General features: G+C 70.0%; 15 protein-coding genes. 2 read left to right on the forward strand and 13 right to left on the reverse strand.

Features of this window, described 5'->3' with window-relative positions; all coding sequences use genetic code 11:
• Nucleotides 1–108 precede the first annotated feature (108 nt).
• The 6 genes from OHA17_RS07840 to OHA17_RS07865 form a co-directional block, all read right to left on the reverse strand.
• The gene (locus tag OHA17_RS07840; RefSeq protein WP_406505278.1) at nt 109–711 is read right to left on the reverse strand and encodes a hypothetical protein; all 603 of its coding nucleotides are present in this window, start codon (nt 709–711) and stop codon (nt 109–111) included.
• Between the two features lie 145 nt (nt 712–856).
• The gene (locus OHA17_RS07845) at nt 857–1,339 is read right to left on the reverse strand and encodes a hypothetical protein (RefSeq protein ID WP_406505280.1); all 483 of its coding nucleotides are present in this window, start codon (nt 1,337–1,339) and stop codon (nt 857–859) included.
• Nucleotides 1,336–2,802, reverse strand: a complete 1,467-nt coding sequence (locus OHA17_RS07850) for an ATP-binding protein (RefSeq protein ID WP_398877169.1) — start codon at nt 2,800–2,802, stop codon at nt 1,336–1,338. The genes OHA17_RS07845 and OHA17_RS07850 overlap by 4 nt, the downstream gene beginning before the upstream one ends.
• A complete protein-coding gene (locus OHA17_RS07855; protein ID WP_053730778.1) occupies nt 2,799–3,491 on the reverse strand; it encodes a response regulator transcription factor in 693 nt (230 codons plus the stop codon). The genes OHA17_RS07850 and OHA17_RS07855 overlap by 4 nt, the downstream gene beginning before the upstream one ends.
• A 34-nt stretch (nt 3,492–3,525) precedes the next feature.
• Nucleotides 3,526–5,175 carry a murein biosynthesis integral membrane protein MurJ gene (murJ, locus tag OHA17_RS07860; RefSeq protein WP_406505283.1) on the reverse strand — a complete coding sequence of 550 codons (1,650 nt, stop codon included), beginning with the start codon at nt 5,173–5,175 and terminating at the stop codon, nt 3,526–3,528.
• Nucleotides 5,172–6,329: a lipid II:glycine glycyltransferase FemX gene (locus tag OHA17_RS07865; RefSeq protein WP_406505285.1), complete on the reverse strand. Its 1,158-nt coding sequence runs from the start codon at nt 6,327–6,329 to the stop codon at nt 5,172–5,174. Before OHA17_RS07865 ends, murJ begins: the two co-directional genes overlap by 4 nt.
• Nucleotides 6,330–6,553: 224 nt before the next feature.
• Here OHA17_RS07865 and OHA17_RS07870 point away from each other — a divergent pair, with 224 nt between their 5' ends.
• Both OHA17_RS07870 and OHA17_RS07875 read left to right on the forward strand, forming a co-directional pair.
• Nucleotides 6,554–7,777, forward strand: coding sequence for an Ig-like domain-containing protein (locus tag OHA17_RS07870; RefSeq protein WP_406510660.1), 1,224 nt, complete (start codon nt 6,554–6,556; stop codon nt 7,775–7,777).
• Nucleotides 7,778–7,888: 111 nt separating this feature from the next.
• Nucleotides 7,889–9,496, forward strand: coding sequence for a CocE/NonD family hydrolase (locus OHA17_RS07875; RefSeq protein WP_406505287.1), 1,608 nt, complete (start codon nt 7,889–7,891; stop codon nt 9,494–9,496).
• A 54-nt stretch (nt 9,497–9,550) separates the two neighbouring features.
• On the opposite strand, the gene OHA17_RS07880 is transcribed toward OHA17_RS07875, so the two are convergent.
• The 7 genes from OHA17_RS07880 to OHA17_RS07910 all read right to left on the reverse strand — a co-directional run bounded on the left by OHA17_RS07880 (nt 9,551) and on the right by OHA17_RS07910 (nt 14,863).
• Nucleotides 9,551–10,435: an amino acid ABC transporter permease gene (locus OHA17_RS07880; protein ID WP_398877175.1), complete on the reverse strand. Its 885-nt coding sequence runs from the start codon at nt 10,433–10,435 to the stop codon at nt 9,551–9,553.
• Nucleotides 10,432–11,076, reverse strand: coding sequence for an amino acid ABC transporter permease (locus OHA17_RS07885; RefSeq protein WP_398877176.1), 645 nt, complete (start codon nt 11,074–11,076; stop codon nt 10,432–10,434). Before OHA17_RS07885 ends, OHA17_RS07880 begins: the two co-directional genes overlap by 4 nt.
• Before the next feature lie 7 nt (nt 11,077–11,083).
• Nucleotides 11,084–11,989 carry a glutamate ABC transporter substrate-binding protein gene (locus OHA17_RS07890; RefSeq protein ID WP_406505289.1) on the reverse strand — a complete coding sequence of 302 codons (906 nt, stop codon included), beginning with the start codon at nt 11,987–11,989 and terminating at the stop codon, nt 11,084–11,086.
• Nucleotides 11,990–12,010: 21 nt separating this feature from the next.
• Nucleotides 12,011–12,754, reverse strand: a complete 744-nt coding sequence (locus OHA17_RS07895) for an amino acid ABC transporter ATP-binding protein (RefSeq protein WP_398877178.1) — start codon at nt 12,752–12,754, stop codon at nt 12,011–12,013.
• A gap of 143 nt (nt 12,755–12,897) precedes the next feature.
• The gene (locus OHA17_RS07900) at nt 12,898–13,332 is read right to left on the reverse strand and encodes a DUF6278 family protein (protein WP_406505292.1); all 435 of its coding nucleotides are present in this window, start codon (nt 13,330–13,332) and stop codon (nt 12,898–12,900) included.
• A gap of 82 nt (nt 13,333–13,414) precedes the next feature.
• Nucleotides 13,415–14,194 carry an exodeoxyribonuclease III gene (locus OHA17_RS07905; RefSeq protein ID WP_053730786.1) on the reverse strand — a complete coding sequence of 260 codons (780 nt, stop codon included), beginning with the start codon at nt 14,192–14,194 and terminating at the stop codon, nt 13,415–13,417.
• A 30-nt stretch (nt 14,195–14,224) separates the two neighbouring features.
• Entirely contained in the window at nt 14,225–14,863 is a 639-nt protein-coding gene (locus OHA17_RS07910) for an MBL fold metallo-hydrolase (RefSeq protein WP_406505295.1), read from the reverse strand.
• Nucleotides 14,864–14,890: the final 27 nt, after the last annotated feature.

Genomic DNA, 14,890 nt, shown 5'->3' on the forward strand with positions numbered 1-14,890 from the left:
TCCGGTTCCGGGCGGCGGTCGTCGGCGTACGCTCGCGGGTGGTGCTGTCGGCGCGCGAGACGTACGCGTACACGGTGGCGCTCGCCCTGCCACCTGGCAAGAAGCCGGTCAGAACTCCCAGGGACTCTCGGCCGGTTCCACCGTGCGGTTCTCGACGGCGACCTCGGCGGGCGCGGACTCCCGCACCACGTCGAGCAGTCCGGCCGCGTCGAAGTCGAAGACCTGCTCCTCGAAGCAGAGCCCGTGCGCGCCCTCGGCCCGGCCGAGCACGGGCGCCAGGCGCCGGTACATGGAGCGCGGGCGGCTGATGTAGGGCAGCGCGGGTGAGCGCAGGTCCACGACGAGGAAGCGGCGCACCTTGTGGCCGGTGCGCACCGCGACCGCGGTCACGGCGGTGACGTCGTCCCAGTCGATGCGGCCGGCCAGCCAGGTCGGCAGCCGCACGGTGAGCGCGTCGACGTCCACGTCGAGCCGCAGCGGGCGCAGCAGGTAGCCCGCGAAGGTGGCCGCGGCGACCAGGACGGCCGCGCCCGACACGGCCATCACGGGGCCCGCGAAGCCGCTGTTCGGGCCGTCGAAGACGGAGGCGGCGGCGATGCACCAGATCACGGCCACCGCGATGGCGGCGAGCGGGACCCAGATCAGGGTGCGCCGCAGCCGCAGGACGATCGGGGCGGCCCCGGGCTGCGTTGCGCTGGCTGAATTCTCCACACGCAGAGCTTGGTCCGTCGGCGGCCCGGACGCCAGAGTGTTACCCATGGGTTTACTGAATTGAAGTCAACAGCCCGGGATCATTCCGGCGAGCCTGCCGAGGTCCGCGCCCTCAGGTCCGCGCCTTCCCGGGCCGGGCACCTTCTCACACCGGGCAGGCGAGCGGGCTGAGCGAGCTCTTCGCTCCGCCGCCGAGGATCATGACCCGCACCGTGCCGCCCCGCGCCACCGCCTGCAGCACGGTGCAGGCGATCTGCCGCTGGGCGACCGGGGTGAGCCCCGAGACGTCCTGGCCGAGCTCGACCGTCACCCGGCCCTCCTCCACGCTCATCTTGAACGCGCCCTGGACCGGGGGCAGTTCGGTGCTTATCCCGGCGGCCCTCTCGTCCTTGTCCGGGCCCGCGAACAACAGCGGGAGCGGCGCTTGGGAGGTGCCTTCGCGCACCACGGGCATCAGCCCGTCGGGGCCCGTGAAGTAGAGGACAGTGCCGTCGCCGGGCGGCACCGCCTGCGCGCTCGCGGGCCCGCCCACCGCGATGACATCGGTGGACTGGATGCCGCAGCCGGCCGCGAAGAGCCCGGCCGGGAGCAGGGCGAGCGCGGCCAGCGCGCGGGGCCCGCGCCTCATCGCGCCGCCTTCGCGGGTTCGGCCGCGAGCAGCCCGGTCGGCAGCTCGACGGTGAAGACCGCCCCGCCGTCCGGACCGTTCGCCGCGCGCACCGTGCCGCCGTGCAGCCGCACGTTCTCCAGGGTGATCGCGAGGCCGAGGCCACTGCCCGCCGAGCGGGTACGGGCCGCGTCCGCCTTGAAGAAGCGGTCGAAGATGTGCGGCAGCACAGCCGCGTCGATGCCGGGCCCGCGGTCGGCGACCTCGACGACCAGCGGCCCCTCGCCCGCCCCGGGACGCAGCCGTACGGTCACCGGCTCCGAGCCGTGCCGCAGGGCGTTGCCGACGAGGTTGGCCACCACGATGTCGAAGCGCCGGGGATCGATCATCGCCCGTACACCGTCCGGGAGTCGGGTGTCGACCCGGTCCTCCCAGTGCCGTCGCTGGAGGGTCTTGCGGATGGTCTCGGCGACGTCGACCTCGTCGGGGTTGAGCTCGGCGGCCTTGGCGTCGAAGCGGGAGATCTCCATCAGGTCCTCGACGAGGGTGGCGAGCTTGCCGGTCTCGGCCGAGATGAGCCGCACCGCGCGCGCCGTGTCGGGGTCGAGCCCGTCGGCGTCCTCGTCGAGCACCTCGGTCACGGCCAGCATGCCGGCCAGCGGGGTGCGCAGCTCGTGCGAGACGTCGGAGGCGAACCGCCTGGCCCGCGCCTCGGCCTTCTGCAGCTCCTCGACCGAGCGCTCCAGCTCCTCCGCCGACTCGTTGAACGTCCAGGCCAGATCGGCCAGTTCGTCCGATCCCTTGACCTCGATACGGGTGTCGAGCCGGCCCTTGCCCATGCTGCTCGCGGCCCGCCGCAGATCGCGCACCGGCCGCAGCACGCTGCGGGCGGCGAGCAGGGCGGGCACCACGGCGACGGCGAGGGCGGGCAGCGCGCCGTTGTTGGCCGCCGAGACCATGGCCTGGATGGTGACGCCCTCCGGCCTGAGGTCCATCACGGCGTACAGGTAGACGCCGCTGCGCTGCTGATCGCCGCTCCGGTCGAACATCACCGGCATGCCGATGGTCAGATACGGGGTGCCGTCCTGGACCACCCGCTGGAACGAGGCGTGCGCGTTGGCGTGGGTCTGGCTGCGCAGCTCGTCGGTGATCACGGTGGAGACGGGCCGCGAGGTGGAGGACGCGCGCAGGCTGCCGTACTCGGCGAACACGATCCAGGGGCGCGGCTTGCCCGCCCTGGCCAGCGTCTGGCAGACGTTCTTCATCGCCGCGGTGGAGGTGGGCAGCGCGAAGTACTGGTTGGCTATCTGCTCGCGGAACTGCTCGACGGCCTGGTCCTGGGCCTGCTGGAGGATGGCCGAGCGGGCCGACTGGTAGGTCAGCGCCGCGGTGGTGACCGCGCTGATCGCGGCCACCAGGAGGAACGCCGCGATCAGTCGGGTGCGCAGGCCGAGGCGCAGGGCCCGGCGGACCGGGAATCTCACAGGGGCCCGAAGCGGTAGCCGAAGCCGCGCACGGTCTGGATGTAGCGGGGCGCGCCGTCGGGGCCGCCGGTGTCGCCGAGCTTCTGCCGCAGCCGCCGTACGCAGGCGTCGACCAGGCGGGCGTCGCCGTGGTAGCTGTGCTCCCACACCGATTCGAGGAGCTGCTGGCGGCTGAAGACCTGCTCGGGCGAGGCCGCGAGGTGGAGCAGGAGCTTCAGTTCGGAAGGGGCGAGGGCGAGGCGCTCGCCGTTCTTGGCGGCGGTCAGGCCCGCCCGGTCGAGGGCGAGCTCGCCGTGGAACTCGGGGCCGGGGCGGGCGGTCGCGGGGTCGGCGAGGCGGCGCAGTACGGCCCGGATGCGGGCCTCGATGACCTCGGTGCGGGCGGGCTTGACGATGTAGTCGTCGGCGCCCGCTTCGAGGCCGACCACCACGTCGAAGTCGTCGCCGCGCGCGGTGAGCATGATGATCGGCAGCTGGCTGGTCTCGCGTATCCGGCGGCAGACCTGTACACCGTTCATGCCGGGCAGCATCAGGTCGAGCAGCACAAGCTCGGGCAGGAAGGTCTTGAGCGAGCCGAGTCCGGCCTCGCCGGTCCCGGCCGCCAGCACCTCGTGGCCGCGCCTGCGCAGCCCGAGCTCGACCCCTTCGCGCACGGAGGGGTCGTCTTCTATGAGGAGCACGCGTGGCATGAGCGTCAGTATCCCAACCGTCTCTTTTGTACCGTCACCGGGTTCGGTGCCGGCCGCCGCGGACCTTCGCGATCACGGCATTGATGTCGGTGAGGCCGAGCGGCCGGGCCAGCAGAGCGAGGGCGAGGGCGAGCGTCACGACTCCGGCGCCGGCCGCCGTGACGCTGCCGAGCGGGTCGGCCGCACGGGCCGCCGCGTAGCCGAGCGCCGCCGCGGGCACGCAGCCCAGGAGCAGCCGCAGATGCGCGAGCAGCGCCGGGGAGCGCAACAGCGGCCCGCCGCCGAGCCTGCGGTTGAGGGTGTACGCGGTGACCGCGAGCCCCGCGAAGAGCGCCACCGTGTAGGCCCCGGCGATCCCGGTCACCGCCCAGCGGGCGGGCAGCACCAGGTAGGCGACGACGGTGAGGCCCGCGTTCACCCCGGCGATGACGAGATTGAGCAGGAACGGGGTGCGGGTGTCGCCGAGCGCGTAGAAGCCGCGGGACAGGACGTACTGGCCGGACAGCGCGATCAGGCCGGGCGCGAACGCCATGAGCATGCCCGCCATCACCGTGATGTCGCCGGCGCCCGTCCTGCCGTACTCGTAGACCGAGCCGAGGATCCAGGGCGCGAGCGCGAACAGCGCGCAGGCCGCGGGGACGATCATCGCGGCGCAGGTCCGCAGCCCGTACGAGAGGTCGGCGCGCACGCCCGCGAGGTCGCCGTCCGCCGAGGCCCGGCTCATGCGCGGCATCAGCGCGGTGATCAGGGACACGGTGACGATGCCGTGCGGCACCATCCAGAGCACGTACGCGTTGGTGTACGCGGTGTATCCCGCCCTGACGCCCTCCGCCTCAGCTTCGACGCCCGCGGTGGTGGCGAGCCGGGTCACCACCCAGTACGCGAGCTGGTTGGAGACGACGAGCAGCACCGCCCAGCCCGCCGACCGCAGCGGCCGGCCGAGCCCGCTGCCGCGCCAGTCGAACCGGGGCCGCCAGCGGAATCCGGCCGAGCGCAGGGAGGGGACCAGGGCGAGGGCCTGAACGGCGATGCCCGCGGTGGTGCCATAGCCGAGCAGCCGGGCGTCGCCCGCGCTCAGCGTGCCCCCGCCGGTCGCGGCCAGTGCGAGGTAGAGCCCGAACACCCCTATGACGACAAGGTTGTTGAGCACCGGCGTCCACATCATGGCGCCGAACCGGCCGCGCGCGTTGAGGACCTGGCCGAACAGGGTGAACAGGCCGTAGAAGAGGATCTGCGGCAGGCAGTAGCGGGCGAGCGCGATGGTGAGGTCGGCCTGGGCACCGCCGTAGTCGGTGTACGCGCCGACGATCCAGGGGGCGGCGAACACCGCGAGCGCGGTGACGACCACCAGCGCGGTGGTGCAGGCGGTCATCAGCCGGTCGGTGTAGGCCGCGCCCCCGTCGGCGTGCTCCTTGGCGGCGCGCACCAGCTCGGGCACGAAGACCGCGTTGAGGGTGCCCCCGATCAGCAGCATGTAGAGGATGTTGGGAACGTTGTTGGCGACCGCGTAGCCGTCGCCGAGCAGCCCGACGCCGAGCGCGGCCGCGATCACCGCGGAGCGTACGAAGCCGGTCGCGCGGGAGACGATCGAGCCCGCCGCCATCAGCGCGCTGCTGCGCAGCAGGCCCGAGCTCTTGGCGCCCTTGGCGCCCCTGTCTACGGGGGGCGTGGCGGTCTCGGTCACCGGCGGGCCAGGTACGCCTGGAACGCGCGGTACAGCGCGTTGTTGGTGGTCCCGCCCATGGATGTCTCCCACTCCCCCAGCGTCTCGACGACCTGTCCTCCGGTGCCGAGTTTCCAGCGCAGGAGGCCGAAGGGCCGGTCCCGCGGATCAAGAGTGGAGGGTACCCCGCGCATGTCGTACACCTCGGCGCCCAGCGCTCGGGCGTCCTGGATCATCTGCCACTGGAGCGCGTTGCTGGGGCGGACCTCGCGGCGGTGGTCGGCGGAGGCGCCGGTCTGGTACCAGACCCGTCGGCCGACCGTGATCATGGTGTGCGCGGCGAGCACCTCGCCCTGGTGGACGGCGAGGCAGAGCCGCATCCGGCCGGGCTGTTCGGCGTTCAGCGCCGCGTACTGCTGCTCGTAGTAGGCCAGCGAGCGGCCGAGCCGGAATCCGTCGCGCTCCTCGGTGATCCTCAGCAGCCGGTAGAACTCCGGGAGGTCCCGGGCTCCCCCGGCGACGATCTGCACCCCGGCCCGGTCGGCGGCGCGCACGTTGCGCCGCCACTCCTGGTTGAACCCGGCCCACAGCTCGTCGGTGCCGCGGCCGGCCAGGGGCAGCCGGAAGACGTGGCGGGGCTGGGCGTCCGCGTCGCCGTCGTCCCCGCCGCACCGCTTCCAGCCGCGGGTCCGCAGGCGTTCGGCGACGGCGGAGCCGAGCGGGTCGACCTCGGTGGCCAGGACGTCACCGACCCTGCGGCCGGCTCCGGTGGATGCCTTCAGGCGGGCGGCGTCCCAGCGGCGGTAGGCGGGCGTGGGTCCGATCCGTACGGCGAAGGCACCGGCCCGGCGCAGGTGGCGCAGCAACGGGCCGAGCCAGCGGTCCATTTCGGGGTCGGCCCAGTCGGCCACCGGGCCTTCCGGAAGGTAGGCGAAGTATTTCCGGGTGCCGGGGAATTGCCGGTAGAGGATCTGGGCGGCCCCGGCCAATTCACCGTTGTCAAGGGACCATCCGACCCTTTCCGAGAACCATTGGTCCTTCACCTCGGCCCACGAGGGACATTGCAGAAAGCTGACGTCGGCGCGGCCCGCGAGAAAGGAGCGGTACTCCGCGACGGTGAGGGCGCGGACCCCGGCGTCCTGGTCGCGATCCCCGGTCACCAGCAGTGCGGACACGTCTGTGGCCTCCCAAGTGCGCCCCGCCGTCGGCCCGTCGGGGATCCACAGGATGCTCACAGCGGCCCGTGACCGGTCCACGCGCCATATGTGACGGGACCATGACCATGATGCTGCGGTCCTCGTCACACAACGAATTAATAGTTTCCCGGCGCGCCCTGCAACCTAAAGTCCAGCTGGTGACTCTCACCTACGGAAAAGCATTTGCAACGGAGGTTTTCCAGTTGAGCCGCATACGCCGTCACACTCTGCCCCGCCGACCGGTCCGCCTGGCCGCCATAGCCGGAACGGCGGTTCTCGCCGCGGCGCTGACCGCCTGCGGGGGCGGCGGTTCGTCGTCCGGTGGCGCGAAATCCGATCTCAAGTCCGACAAGAAGACCGAGATTTCGGTGAACCTGACGGGCAAGCAGGCCAAGCCCGGCGAGCCGGTGAAGGTCACGCTCGCCGACGGCAGGCTCCAGAGCGTCTCGGTCACCGACGCCAAGGGCGGCAAGCTCGACGGAAAGATATCCGCCGACGGGAAGACCTGGACCTCGGACCGCAAGGCCGCGCCCGGCACGTCGTACGCGATCGAGGCGAAGGACGACAAGGGCGGCAGCGCGAAGGCCGACTTCGCGACCGCGGCTCCCGAGAAGGAGAACAAGCTGAGCCTGGCGCCCGGCAAGGACTCCACGGTCGGCGTCGGCCAGCCGCTCTCGATCGTGTTCGACCACCCGGTGAAGAACAAGGCCGAGGTGGAGAAGCAGCTGAAGGTGACCACCTCCGACAACACCGAGGGTTCCTGGGGGTGGATGGAGGACTACTCCGGCAAGTCCCGCATCGACTGGCGCCCCAAGGACTACTGGAAGCCCGGCACGAAGGTGACGCTGGAGGCCGACCTCAACGGCGTGGACTCGGGCCCCTCGGGCGGCTGGTTCACGAAGGACTACAAGACCGGCTTCACGGTCGGCAAGAACCAACTCGTGAAGGTCGACCTCGACGGCCACCGTCTCAAGCTGTACCGCGACGGCCAGTTGGTGAAGGACATCGCGATGTCGGCGGGCACCCCCGGCGGCGACAAGGCGTCCTGGCGCGGCAAGACCGTCCTGATGGCGAAGGAGGGGACGATCAACATGAACTCGGAGACCGTCGGCCTCGGCAGCGCGTACAACAAGATGGTCGACTACTCGATGCGGCTCACCTGGTCGGGCATGTACGCGCACGCCGCGCCGTGGAACGCCGACTACTTCGGCTCCGCCAACAAGAGCTCGGGCTGCATCGGCATGAGCGACACCGACGCCAAGTTCGTATACGACTCGGTGCAGATCGGCGACCCCTTCGAGATCACCGGCGACGACGCCAAGGGCACCCAGGCCCTCAACAACGGCTACGGCGAGTGGAATCTGTCGTACGACGCCTGGAAGGCCAAGAGCGCTCTCACCGGCAACACGGGCACCACCGGTAACTGACACCCCGTCCAATAATCGTTACCCTCGCGTAACTTACCGACCGGTTACCTCAGGTAAGCCCTCGCGGTTACCGTCGGGTCACTTTGCACCGGCGCGAGCGAGGAGCGATTCATGGCCCCCCACCACCTGTCCGGCCGGCCGTCCAGGACCACGGCCGCGGCGGTCACCGTCGCCGCCCTGTTCGCGGGCGCCGCCTTCGGCCTCGCCCCCGCGGCCGAGGCGGCCCCGGCGAGAGCCGCGGCCGCCGCCTCCACGAGCAGCAGTCTGAAGTTCTACGACATCCCCGGCTCCGGCGGGATCACGCTCAAGGGCAATGTGTTCACGCCGGCCGGGGCCAGGGCCGGCGACAGGTACCCGCTGATCGTCTTCCCCACCAGCTGGGGCATGCCGCAGATCGAGTACCTCGCGCAGGCCCAGAAGCTCGCCGACGCGGGCTACACCGTGGTCAGTTACACCTCGCGGGGCTTCTGGCTCTCGGGCGGCAACATCGAGGTCGCGGGCCCGCCGGACGTCGCCGACGTCTCCTCGGTCATCGACTGGGCGCTCGCCCACACCCCCTCGGACCCCGCGCGGATCGGCATGGGCGGCGTCTCGTACGGCGCGGGCATCAGCCTGCTCGCCGCCGGGCACGACAAGCGGATCAAGGCAGTCGTGGCGATGAGCGGCTGGGCCGACCTCATCCAGTCCATCTACAGCGGCCGCACCCAGCACCTCCAGGCCGCCGCCATGCTGGGCGCCGCGGGCGAGATCACCGGCCGCCCGAGCGCCGAACTGAACCAGATCCTCAAGGAGTTCCTCGGCTCCGACCTGTCCAAGGAACAGGACATGATCGACTGGGGCAGGAAGCGCTCCCCCGCGACCTATCTGGACCAGATCAACAAGAACGGCGCCGCCCTCATGCTGGGCAACGCCTGGGGCGACAGCCTCTTCCCGCCCAACCAGTACGCCGACTTCTTCACCAAGCTGACCGGCCCCAAGCGCCTGGAACTGCGTCCCGGCGACCATGCCACCGCCGAGGCGACCGGCCTGCTCGGGCTGCCCAACGACGTGTGGACGGACGCCCACCGCTGGTTCGACCACTACCTCAAGGGCGCCGACAACGGCATCGACAAGGAGCAGCCGGTCCAGCTCAAGTCACGTACCGACGGCTCCTACGAGGCCTATCCCAGCTGGCAGGCGGTCGGCGCGGCCAAGGAGAACCTGGCACTCTCCGGCACACAGAAGATCTGGGCGAACGTCGACTCTGGCGCCGACGGCGGGATCATCTTCCTGTCCAGCATCCTGGACCAGTTCGCGAAGCTGCCGCCGATGGCGTCGATCCCCCTGCTTCCGCGGTCGTTCGCCGCGGTGTGGCAGTCCCAGACGTACGGCGAGGACCGCAGGATCCGGGGAACGGCCAAGCTGCACACCACGCTCACCTCCACCAAGGAGAGCGGCACCCTCGTCGCATACCTCTACGACGTGGGGCCGCTCGGCCTCGGCAAGCTGGTCAGCAACGCCCCCTTCACCTTCCACGGACAGACGCCCGGCAAGCCGTTCCCCGTCGACCTGGAGCTGTTCTCCACGTCGTACGACGTTCCGGCCGGCCATCATCTGGCACTGGTGGTGGACACCGTCGACCCGCTCTACATCGAGCACAACCCGCTCGGCGCGCAGCTGACCTTCTCCTCGCCCGCGTCAGATCCGTCGTATCTGACGGTCCCTCTCCGCGAGAAGTGATCACCGGCTGCTGCCGGGTGGGTTCCTGCCCCTCAGCCACTGCTCCCCAAGGACTCAAGGTCCAGGGGGTACCCCCCTCGGCAGCAGCGTCCCTGGTTCGGCCGGTGCGACTTCCACGGCCTCCGTCTTGGGATTGCGCTTCTGTCTCCTGGCCATCCAGGTCGCGAACCAGGAGAGCAGCATGCACATCCCGATGTAGATCGGCGAAATCACCATCACCACGGGGATGAACGGCAAATCGTAGTCGAGATTCGACGCGATGAGCTTCCCCGCGTGCAGGAACTCCTCATAGGTGATCAGGTAGCCGAGCGAGGTGTCCTTCAGGGCGACCACCAGCTGGCTGATGATGGTCGGCAGCATCGCCCGGATCCCCTGCGGGACCAGCACGTACGTCATGACCTGCGTCTTGCGCATGCCGAGTGAGAATGCCGCCTCCTTCTGGCCGCGTTCCACGGAGTTGACGCCGGTTCTGAAGACCTCGGCGAGCACCGAGCCGTTGTAGAGCGTGAGCCCGGCCACCAGGGCGGGCAGCGGCTGCACCTTCAGGGCCACGAAGATGAAGAAGATCATCACGAGGACGGGCATGGCGCGGAAGAACTCGACGAGCAGGGTCGCGATCCAGCGCAGCGGCCGGTGGTCGGAGAGCCGGCCGGTGGCGAGGACCGCGCCGAGCGCGATGGAGAACACCGAGGCGAAGGCGAAGGCCCGCAGCGTGTTGCCGAGCCCGCGGAGCAGCAGTTCCTGGATGCCCTTGTACTCGAACGGCGACCACTTCGCGGAGGTGAACTGGTCGGTGTCGAAGAGGAGATAGACGACCCAGCCGACCAGGGCGAGGATCAGGGCCGTCGAAATGATCCCGTAGACCAGGTGCCGCTGCTGGGTCCTGGGTCCCGGGAAGTCGTAGAGAGCGGTGGATTCCTTGGCCAGTTGCGCGGTCATCGGGCGACTCCCCAGCGCTTTTCGAGGATGTTGAAGACGGCGCTGATGAAGAGGGTGATGATCAGGTAGCCGATCGCGATCCAGACGAAGGTCCAGATGATGTTGTAGCCGAGCTCGCTCAACGTCTTGTACGTGCCCAGGAGTTCGGTGACGCTGAACGCCCCGGCGATCGCGGAGTTCTTCGCGAGTGCGATCAATGTGGAGCCGATCGGCGGGATCACGGACCGGAAGGCCTGCGGAAGCACCACCGTGGACAGGGTCTGCCCGAAGGTCATCCCGAGGCTTCTGGCCGCCTCGCCCTGCCCCTTGGGCACGGTGTTGATGCCGGAGCGCAGCGCCTCGCAGATGAACGACGAGGTGTAGCAGCCGAGCGCGAGCACCGCGAAGAGCTGGAAGGGCAGCACCAGGCCAAAGCGCGGCAGGCCGAGCAGCACGGCGAAGAACAGCAGGGTCAGCGGGGTGTTGCGCAGCACGGTCACCCACACCGTGCCGAGCACCCGGAACGAGCCGACCGGCGAGACCCGGCAGGACGCCATGACGAAGCCGAGCACGAGCGCCAGGACCGAGGCGTAGACGGTCAGTTCGACGGTGCCGAGGAAGCCCTTGCCGTACAGCGAGAAGTTCTTGGTGAGTACGTCCATTGCGGCCTCAGCTCGCCGGGTAGCGGTCGATGGGCGGGGCGGGGGCCGCGGGGCGCCCGGACAGGCCGAGCGTCGCGGCGTAGGCCTTCTTCCAGTCGCCGTTCTTCTCGTGGGCCTCGATGGCGTCGTCGAGCGCGAACCGCAGGGTGTTGTCGCTCTTGGGCACGCCGACGCCGTACGGCTCCTTCGAGAACGGCTTGCCGACGACCTTGAGTTCGTCGGGCACCTTGGCCGCGTAGCCGCTCAGGATGGTGTCGTCGGTGGTGACGGCGGCGACCTGGAAGGTGAGCAGGTTGTCCACGCACACGGAGTACGTGTCGTAGGCGACCATGTCGACCTTCGGGTAGTCCTTCTGCATCCGCTGGAAGGGTGTGGATCCGGCGGCCGAGCAGACGCGCTTGCCGTCGAAGTCCTGGGGCGCGGTGAGCTTGTTCTCGTCCTTGCGGACCAGCAGGCCCTGGCCGGCCATGTAGTACGGGCCGGCGAAGCCGACCAGCTTCTTGCGGTTGGCGTTGATGGTGTAGGTGCCGACGTAGTAGTCGATCTGGCCGTTCTGCAGGGCGGTCTCGCGGTTCGCCGAGGCGATCGTCTTGAACTCGATGGTCCCCGGGTCGAAGCCGAGCGAGGCGGACATCATCTTGGCGATCTCGATGTCGAAGCCGGTGTAGACGCCGGTGGCCGGGTCCTTCTCGCCGAGGTAGGGCTGGTCCTCCTTGGCGCCGACGATCAGGTGGCCGCGGTTCTTCGCCCGCCGCCACACCGAGGACTCGGGGAGGCTGATGTCCTTGGCCACCGTGTAGTGCGGCAGCAGTTCGGCCTTCGGGCCCTTCACCGGCGGGCTGCCCGACTTGCCGCAGCCGGCCACGGCCAGGGCGAGGAGCAGGGCGGCGGCGAGCGCGCGTCGTTTGCCCATCATCGTTGCGTACACCCCCGCTCAGTGCTTGAGGATCTTGGAGAGGAAGTCCTTGGCCCGGTCGCTGTGCGGGTTGGTGAAGAAGTCGTCGGGGGTGCGGTCCTCGATGATGCGGCCGTCCGCCATGAACACGACGCGGTTGGCGGCGGAGCGGGCGAAGCCCATCTCGTGGGTGACGACGACCATGGTCATGCCGTCGCGGGCGAGTTGCTGCATGACTTCCAGCACCTCGTTGATCATCTCCGGGTCGAGCGCGGAGGTGGGCTCGTCGAAGAGCATGACCTTGGGGTCCATGGCCAGGGCGCGGGCGATGGCCACGCGCTGCTGCTGGCCGCCGGAGAGCTGGGCGGGGAGCTTCTCCGCCTGGGAGGCGAGGCCGACCCGGTCGAGGAGCTCGTGGGAGCGCCGGTCGGCGTCCTCCTTCTTGCGGCCCCGGACCTTGATCTGGGCCAGCGAGACGTTGGCGAGGACGGTCTTGTGCGCGAAGAGGTTGAACGACTGGAAGACCATGCCCACTTCGGCGCGGAGCTGGGCGAGGCCCTTGCCCTCCTCGGGGAGGGGCCGGCCGTCGATGGCGATCGATCCGGACTCGATCGTCTCCAGTCGGTTCATCGTCCGGCAGAGCGTCGACTTGCCCGAGCCGGACGGGCCGATGACCACCACCACCTCCCCGCGCCCGACGGTGAGGTTGATGCCCTGGAGGACGTGCAACGTCCCGTAGTGCTTGTTGACGTCACGCAGCTCGATCAACGGATCGACGGCCATACGCTGTCCTGCCCACTCATCGCGGTGTCGAGGTCAGCGCAAACTATCCAGCCCGGTAGGGCACTTCATCTCGACACGCATAAATAGGGCATAAAGCGTATTTTGGCCGCACCGGATCCGCGGGCGCTCAGGTGCGGAGCCGATCAGGCCTCCGAGGCCTCGGCGTACACCTGGAACAGCTCGGGAGCGCCGGTCGTGGCCCAGGTCAGGCCCGCGTCCACGACGTCGATCTCCCGGCCGGAGGCGAGCCGCACCACCGGCTGGCCGCTGGGCCACACGTCCCAGCTCGCGCCCGGGACGGTGCGCACGATGACGGTGCCCAGATACAGGCCGGCGTCATTGCCCAGCCAGGGCAGCTCCTCCGGGTCCTCGCGCCAGCGCGGGGGCAGTTGGTCGAGCGCCTCCAGCGACGTCGGCGAATCGTCGAGTTCGAGCTTGTTCTGCCAGGCCCGGGTCCGCAGCAGCTCGCACTCCGAGAGCAGCTCGGCGACGCCCTCCGGGTCTTCCCTGACGGCCCCGGGGACCGCCACCCCGGGCGCCGTTGCGTGCCGCTTTCGCCAGTTCTGGAGGAAGTTCATACGATCCAGACTCCCATTCGAGGCTCAGTTGCACTACAAGGCACGCGGGGTGCCACGTCAACCCCGGGGTGACGCCAGGACCTCAGACCTCCAGGTCCACGACGACCGGCGCGTGGTCGGACGCGCCCTTGCCCTTGCGCTCCTCGCGGTCCACGTAGCTGTCCTTGACGGCCTTGGCGAACGGCTCGTTCCCGTAGACCAGGTCGATGCGCATGCCCCGGTTCTTGGGGAACGCGAGCTGGCGGTAGTCCCAGTACGTGTAGGGACGGTCGTACTTGAGCGGGCGGGGCACCACGTCGGACAGGCCCGCCTCGCGCAGGGCGGCGAGCGCGGCGCGCTCGGCGGGGGTGACATGGGTGAGGCCCTCGAAGACCGCCGGGTCGTAGACGTCCTCGTCGGTCGGCGCCACGTTGAAGTCGCCGAGCACCGCGAAGGGGCGCTGCCCCGCGGCGTCCTCGGCGACGGCCGCCTTGAGGGCTTCGAACCAGGTCAGCTTGTACGCGTAGTGGTCGTGCTCGACCTCACGGCCGTTGGGCACGTACACCGACCAGAGGCGGACGCCGCCGCAGGTCGCCGAGATCGCGCGGGGCTCCTCCGTCCCCTCGTAGTCGGGGCCGCCGGGCAGCCCCAGCACGACGTCGTCGAGGCCGACGCGGGAGACCAGGGCCACCCCGTTCCACCGGCCGGTGGCGTTGACCGCGGACTCGTAGCCGAGCTCGCGCAGCTCGGCGGCGGGGAACCCCTCGGCGGTGGTCTTGGTCTCCTGGATGCACAGCACGTCCGTGCCGGTGCTCTCCAGCCAGGCCAGCAGGCGGGGCAGCCGGGCGGTGATCGAGTTGACGTTCCAGGTGGCGATGCGCATGGATCCCAACCTACCGCCCGGGTGTGACACTCACAGCTGCGTCGAGTCCCCTGGCGTCAGGCGGGCGTGCTCGGCGCCGCCGAGGCCGCCGATCTGCGAGTCGTAGATGGGCCGGGCCAGGTCGGTGAGCAGGGCGTCGTGGATGTCGATGGCGCGGCGCGGCTTGACCTCGCGCACGTAGTCGATGACCTCGGAGATCTTGTTCCAGGGGGCCATCACCGGAAGCATCAGGGTGTCCACGGGCTGGTCGGGGACGGTGAGCGCGTCGCCGGGGTGGAAGACCGAACCGTCCACCAGGAAGCCGATGTTGGTGATGCGCGGGATGTCCGGGTGGATCACCGCGTGCAGTTCGCCGTGCACCTGGACGTCGAAGCCGGCCGCGCTGAAGGCGTCGCCGTGGCCGACCGTGTGGACGCGGCCGGGGAACGCCGCCGAGATCTTCTCCGCGACACTGCGCAGGGTCCAGATCTCGGCGGCGGGGTTGGCTTCGAGGCCGGTCCGCAGCCGCTCCTCGTTGAAGTGGTCGAGGTGCTCGTGGGTGACCAGGATGGCGTCGGCACCGAGCGCCGCGTCACTCTCGCTGAACGTACCCGGGTCGATGACGAGGGTGCGGCCGTCCTTCTCCAGCTGGACGCAGGCATGGGTCTTCTTGGTCAGCTTCAGGTTCATGCCCCCATCCTGCTCCGGGCGCCGCGG

The sequence above is a fragment of the Streptomyces sp. NBC_00212 genome (assembly GCF_045206365.1).
Lineage (GTDB): Bacteria > Actinomycetota > Actinomycetes > Streptomycetales > Streptomycetaceae > Streptomyces.

What these genes read in the sequence shown, in the direction of transcription:
- OHA17_RS07910 (WP_406505295.1), bottom strand. Translation starts at nt 14,863, where the DNA reads ATGAACCTGAAGCTGACCAAGAAGACCCATGCCTGCGTCCAGCTGGAG.
- OHA17_RS07890 (WP_406505289.1), bottom strand. Translation starts at nt 11,989, where the DNA reads ATGGGCAAACGACGCGCGCTCGCCGCCGCCCTGCTCCTCGCCCTGGCC.
- OHA17_RS07900 (WP_406505292.1), bottom strand. Translation starts at nt 13,332, where the DNA reads ATGAACTTCCTCCAGAACTGGCGAAAGCGGCACGCAACGGCGCCCGGG.
- OHA17_RS07880 (WP_398877175.1), bottom strand. Translation starts at nt 10,435, where the DNA reads ATGACCGCGCAACTGGCCAAGGAATCCACCGCTCTCTACGACTTCCCG.
- OHA17_RS07905 (WP_053730786.1), bottom strand. Translation starts at nt 14,194, where the DNA reads ATGCGCATCGCCACCTGGAACGTCAACTCGATCACCGCCCGGCTGCCC.
- OHA17_RS07895 (WP_398877178.1), bottom strand. Translation starts at nt 12,754, where the DNA reads ATGGCCGTCGATCCGTTGATCGAGCTGCGTGACGTCAACAAGCACTAC.
- OHA17_RS07855 (WP_053730778.1), bottom strand. Translation starts at nt 3,491, where the DNA reads ATGCCACGCGTGCTCCTCATAGAAGACGACCCCTCCGTGCGCGAAGGG.
- OHA17_RS07885 (WP_398877176.1), bottom strand. Translation starts at nt 11,076, where the DNA reads ATGGACGTACTCACCAAGAACTTCTCGCTGTACGGCAAGGGCTTCCTC.
- OHA17_RS07845 (WP_406505280.1), bottom strand. Translation starts at nt 1,339, where the DNA reads ATGAGGCGCGGGCCCCGCGCGCTGGCCGCGCTCGCCCTGCTCCCGGCC.
- OHA17_RS07875 (WP_406505287.1), top strand. Translation starts at nt 7,889, where the DNA reads ATGGCCCCCCACCACCTGTCCGGCCGGCCGTCCAGGACCACGGCCGCG.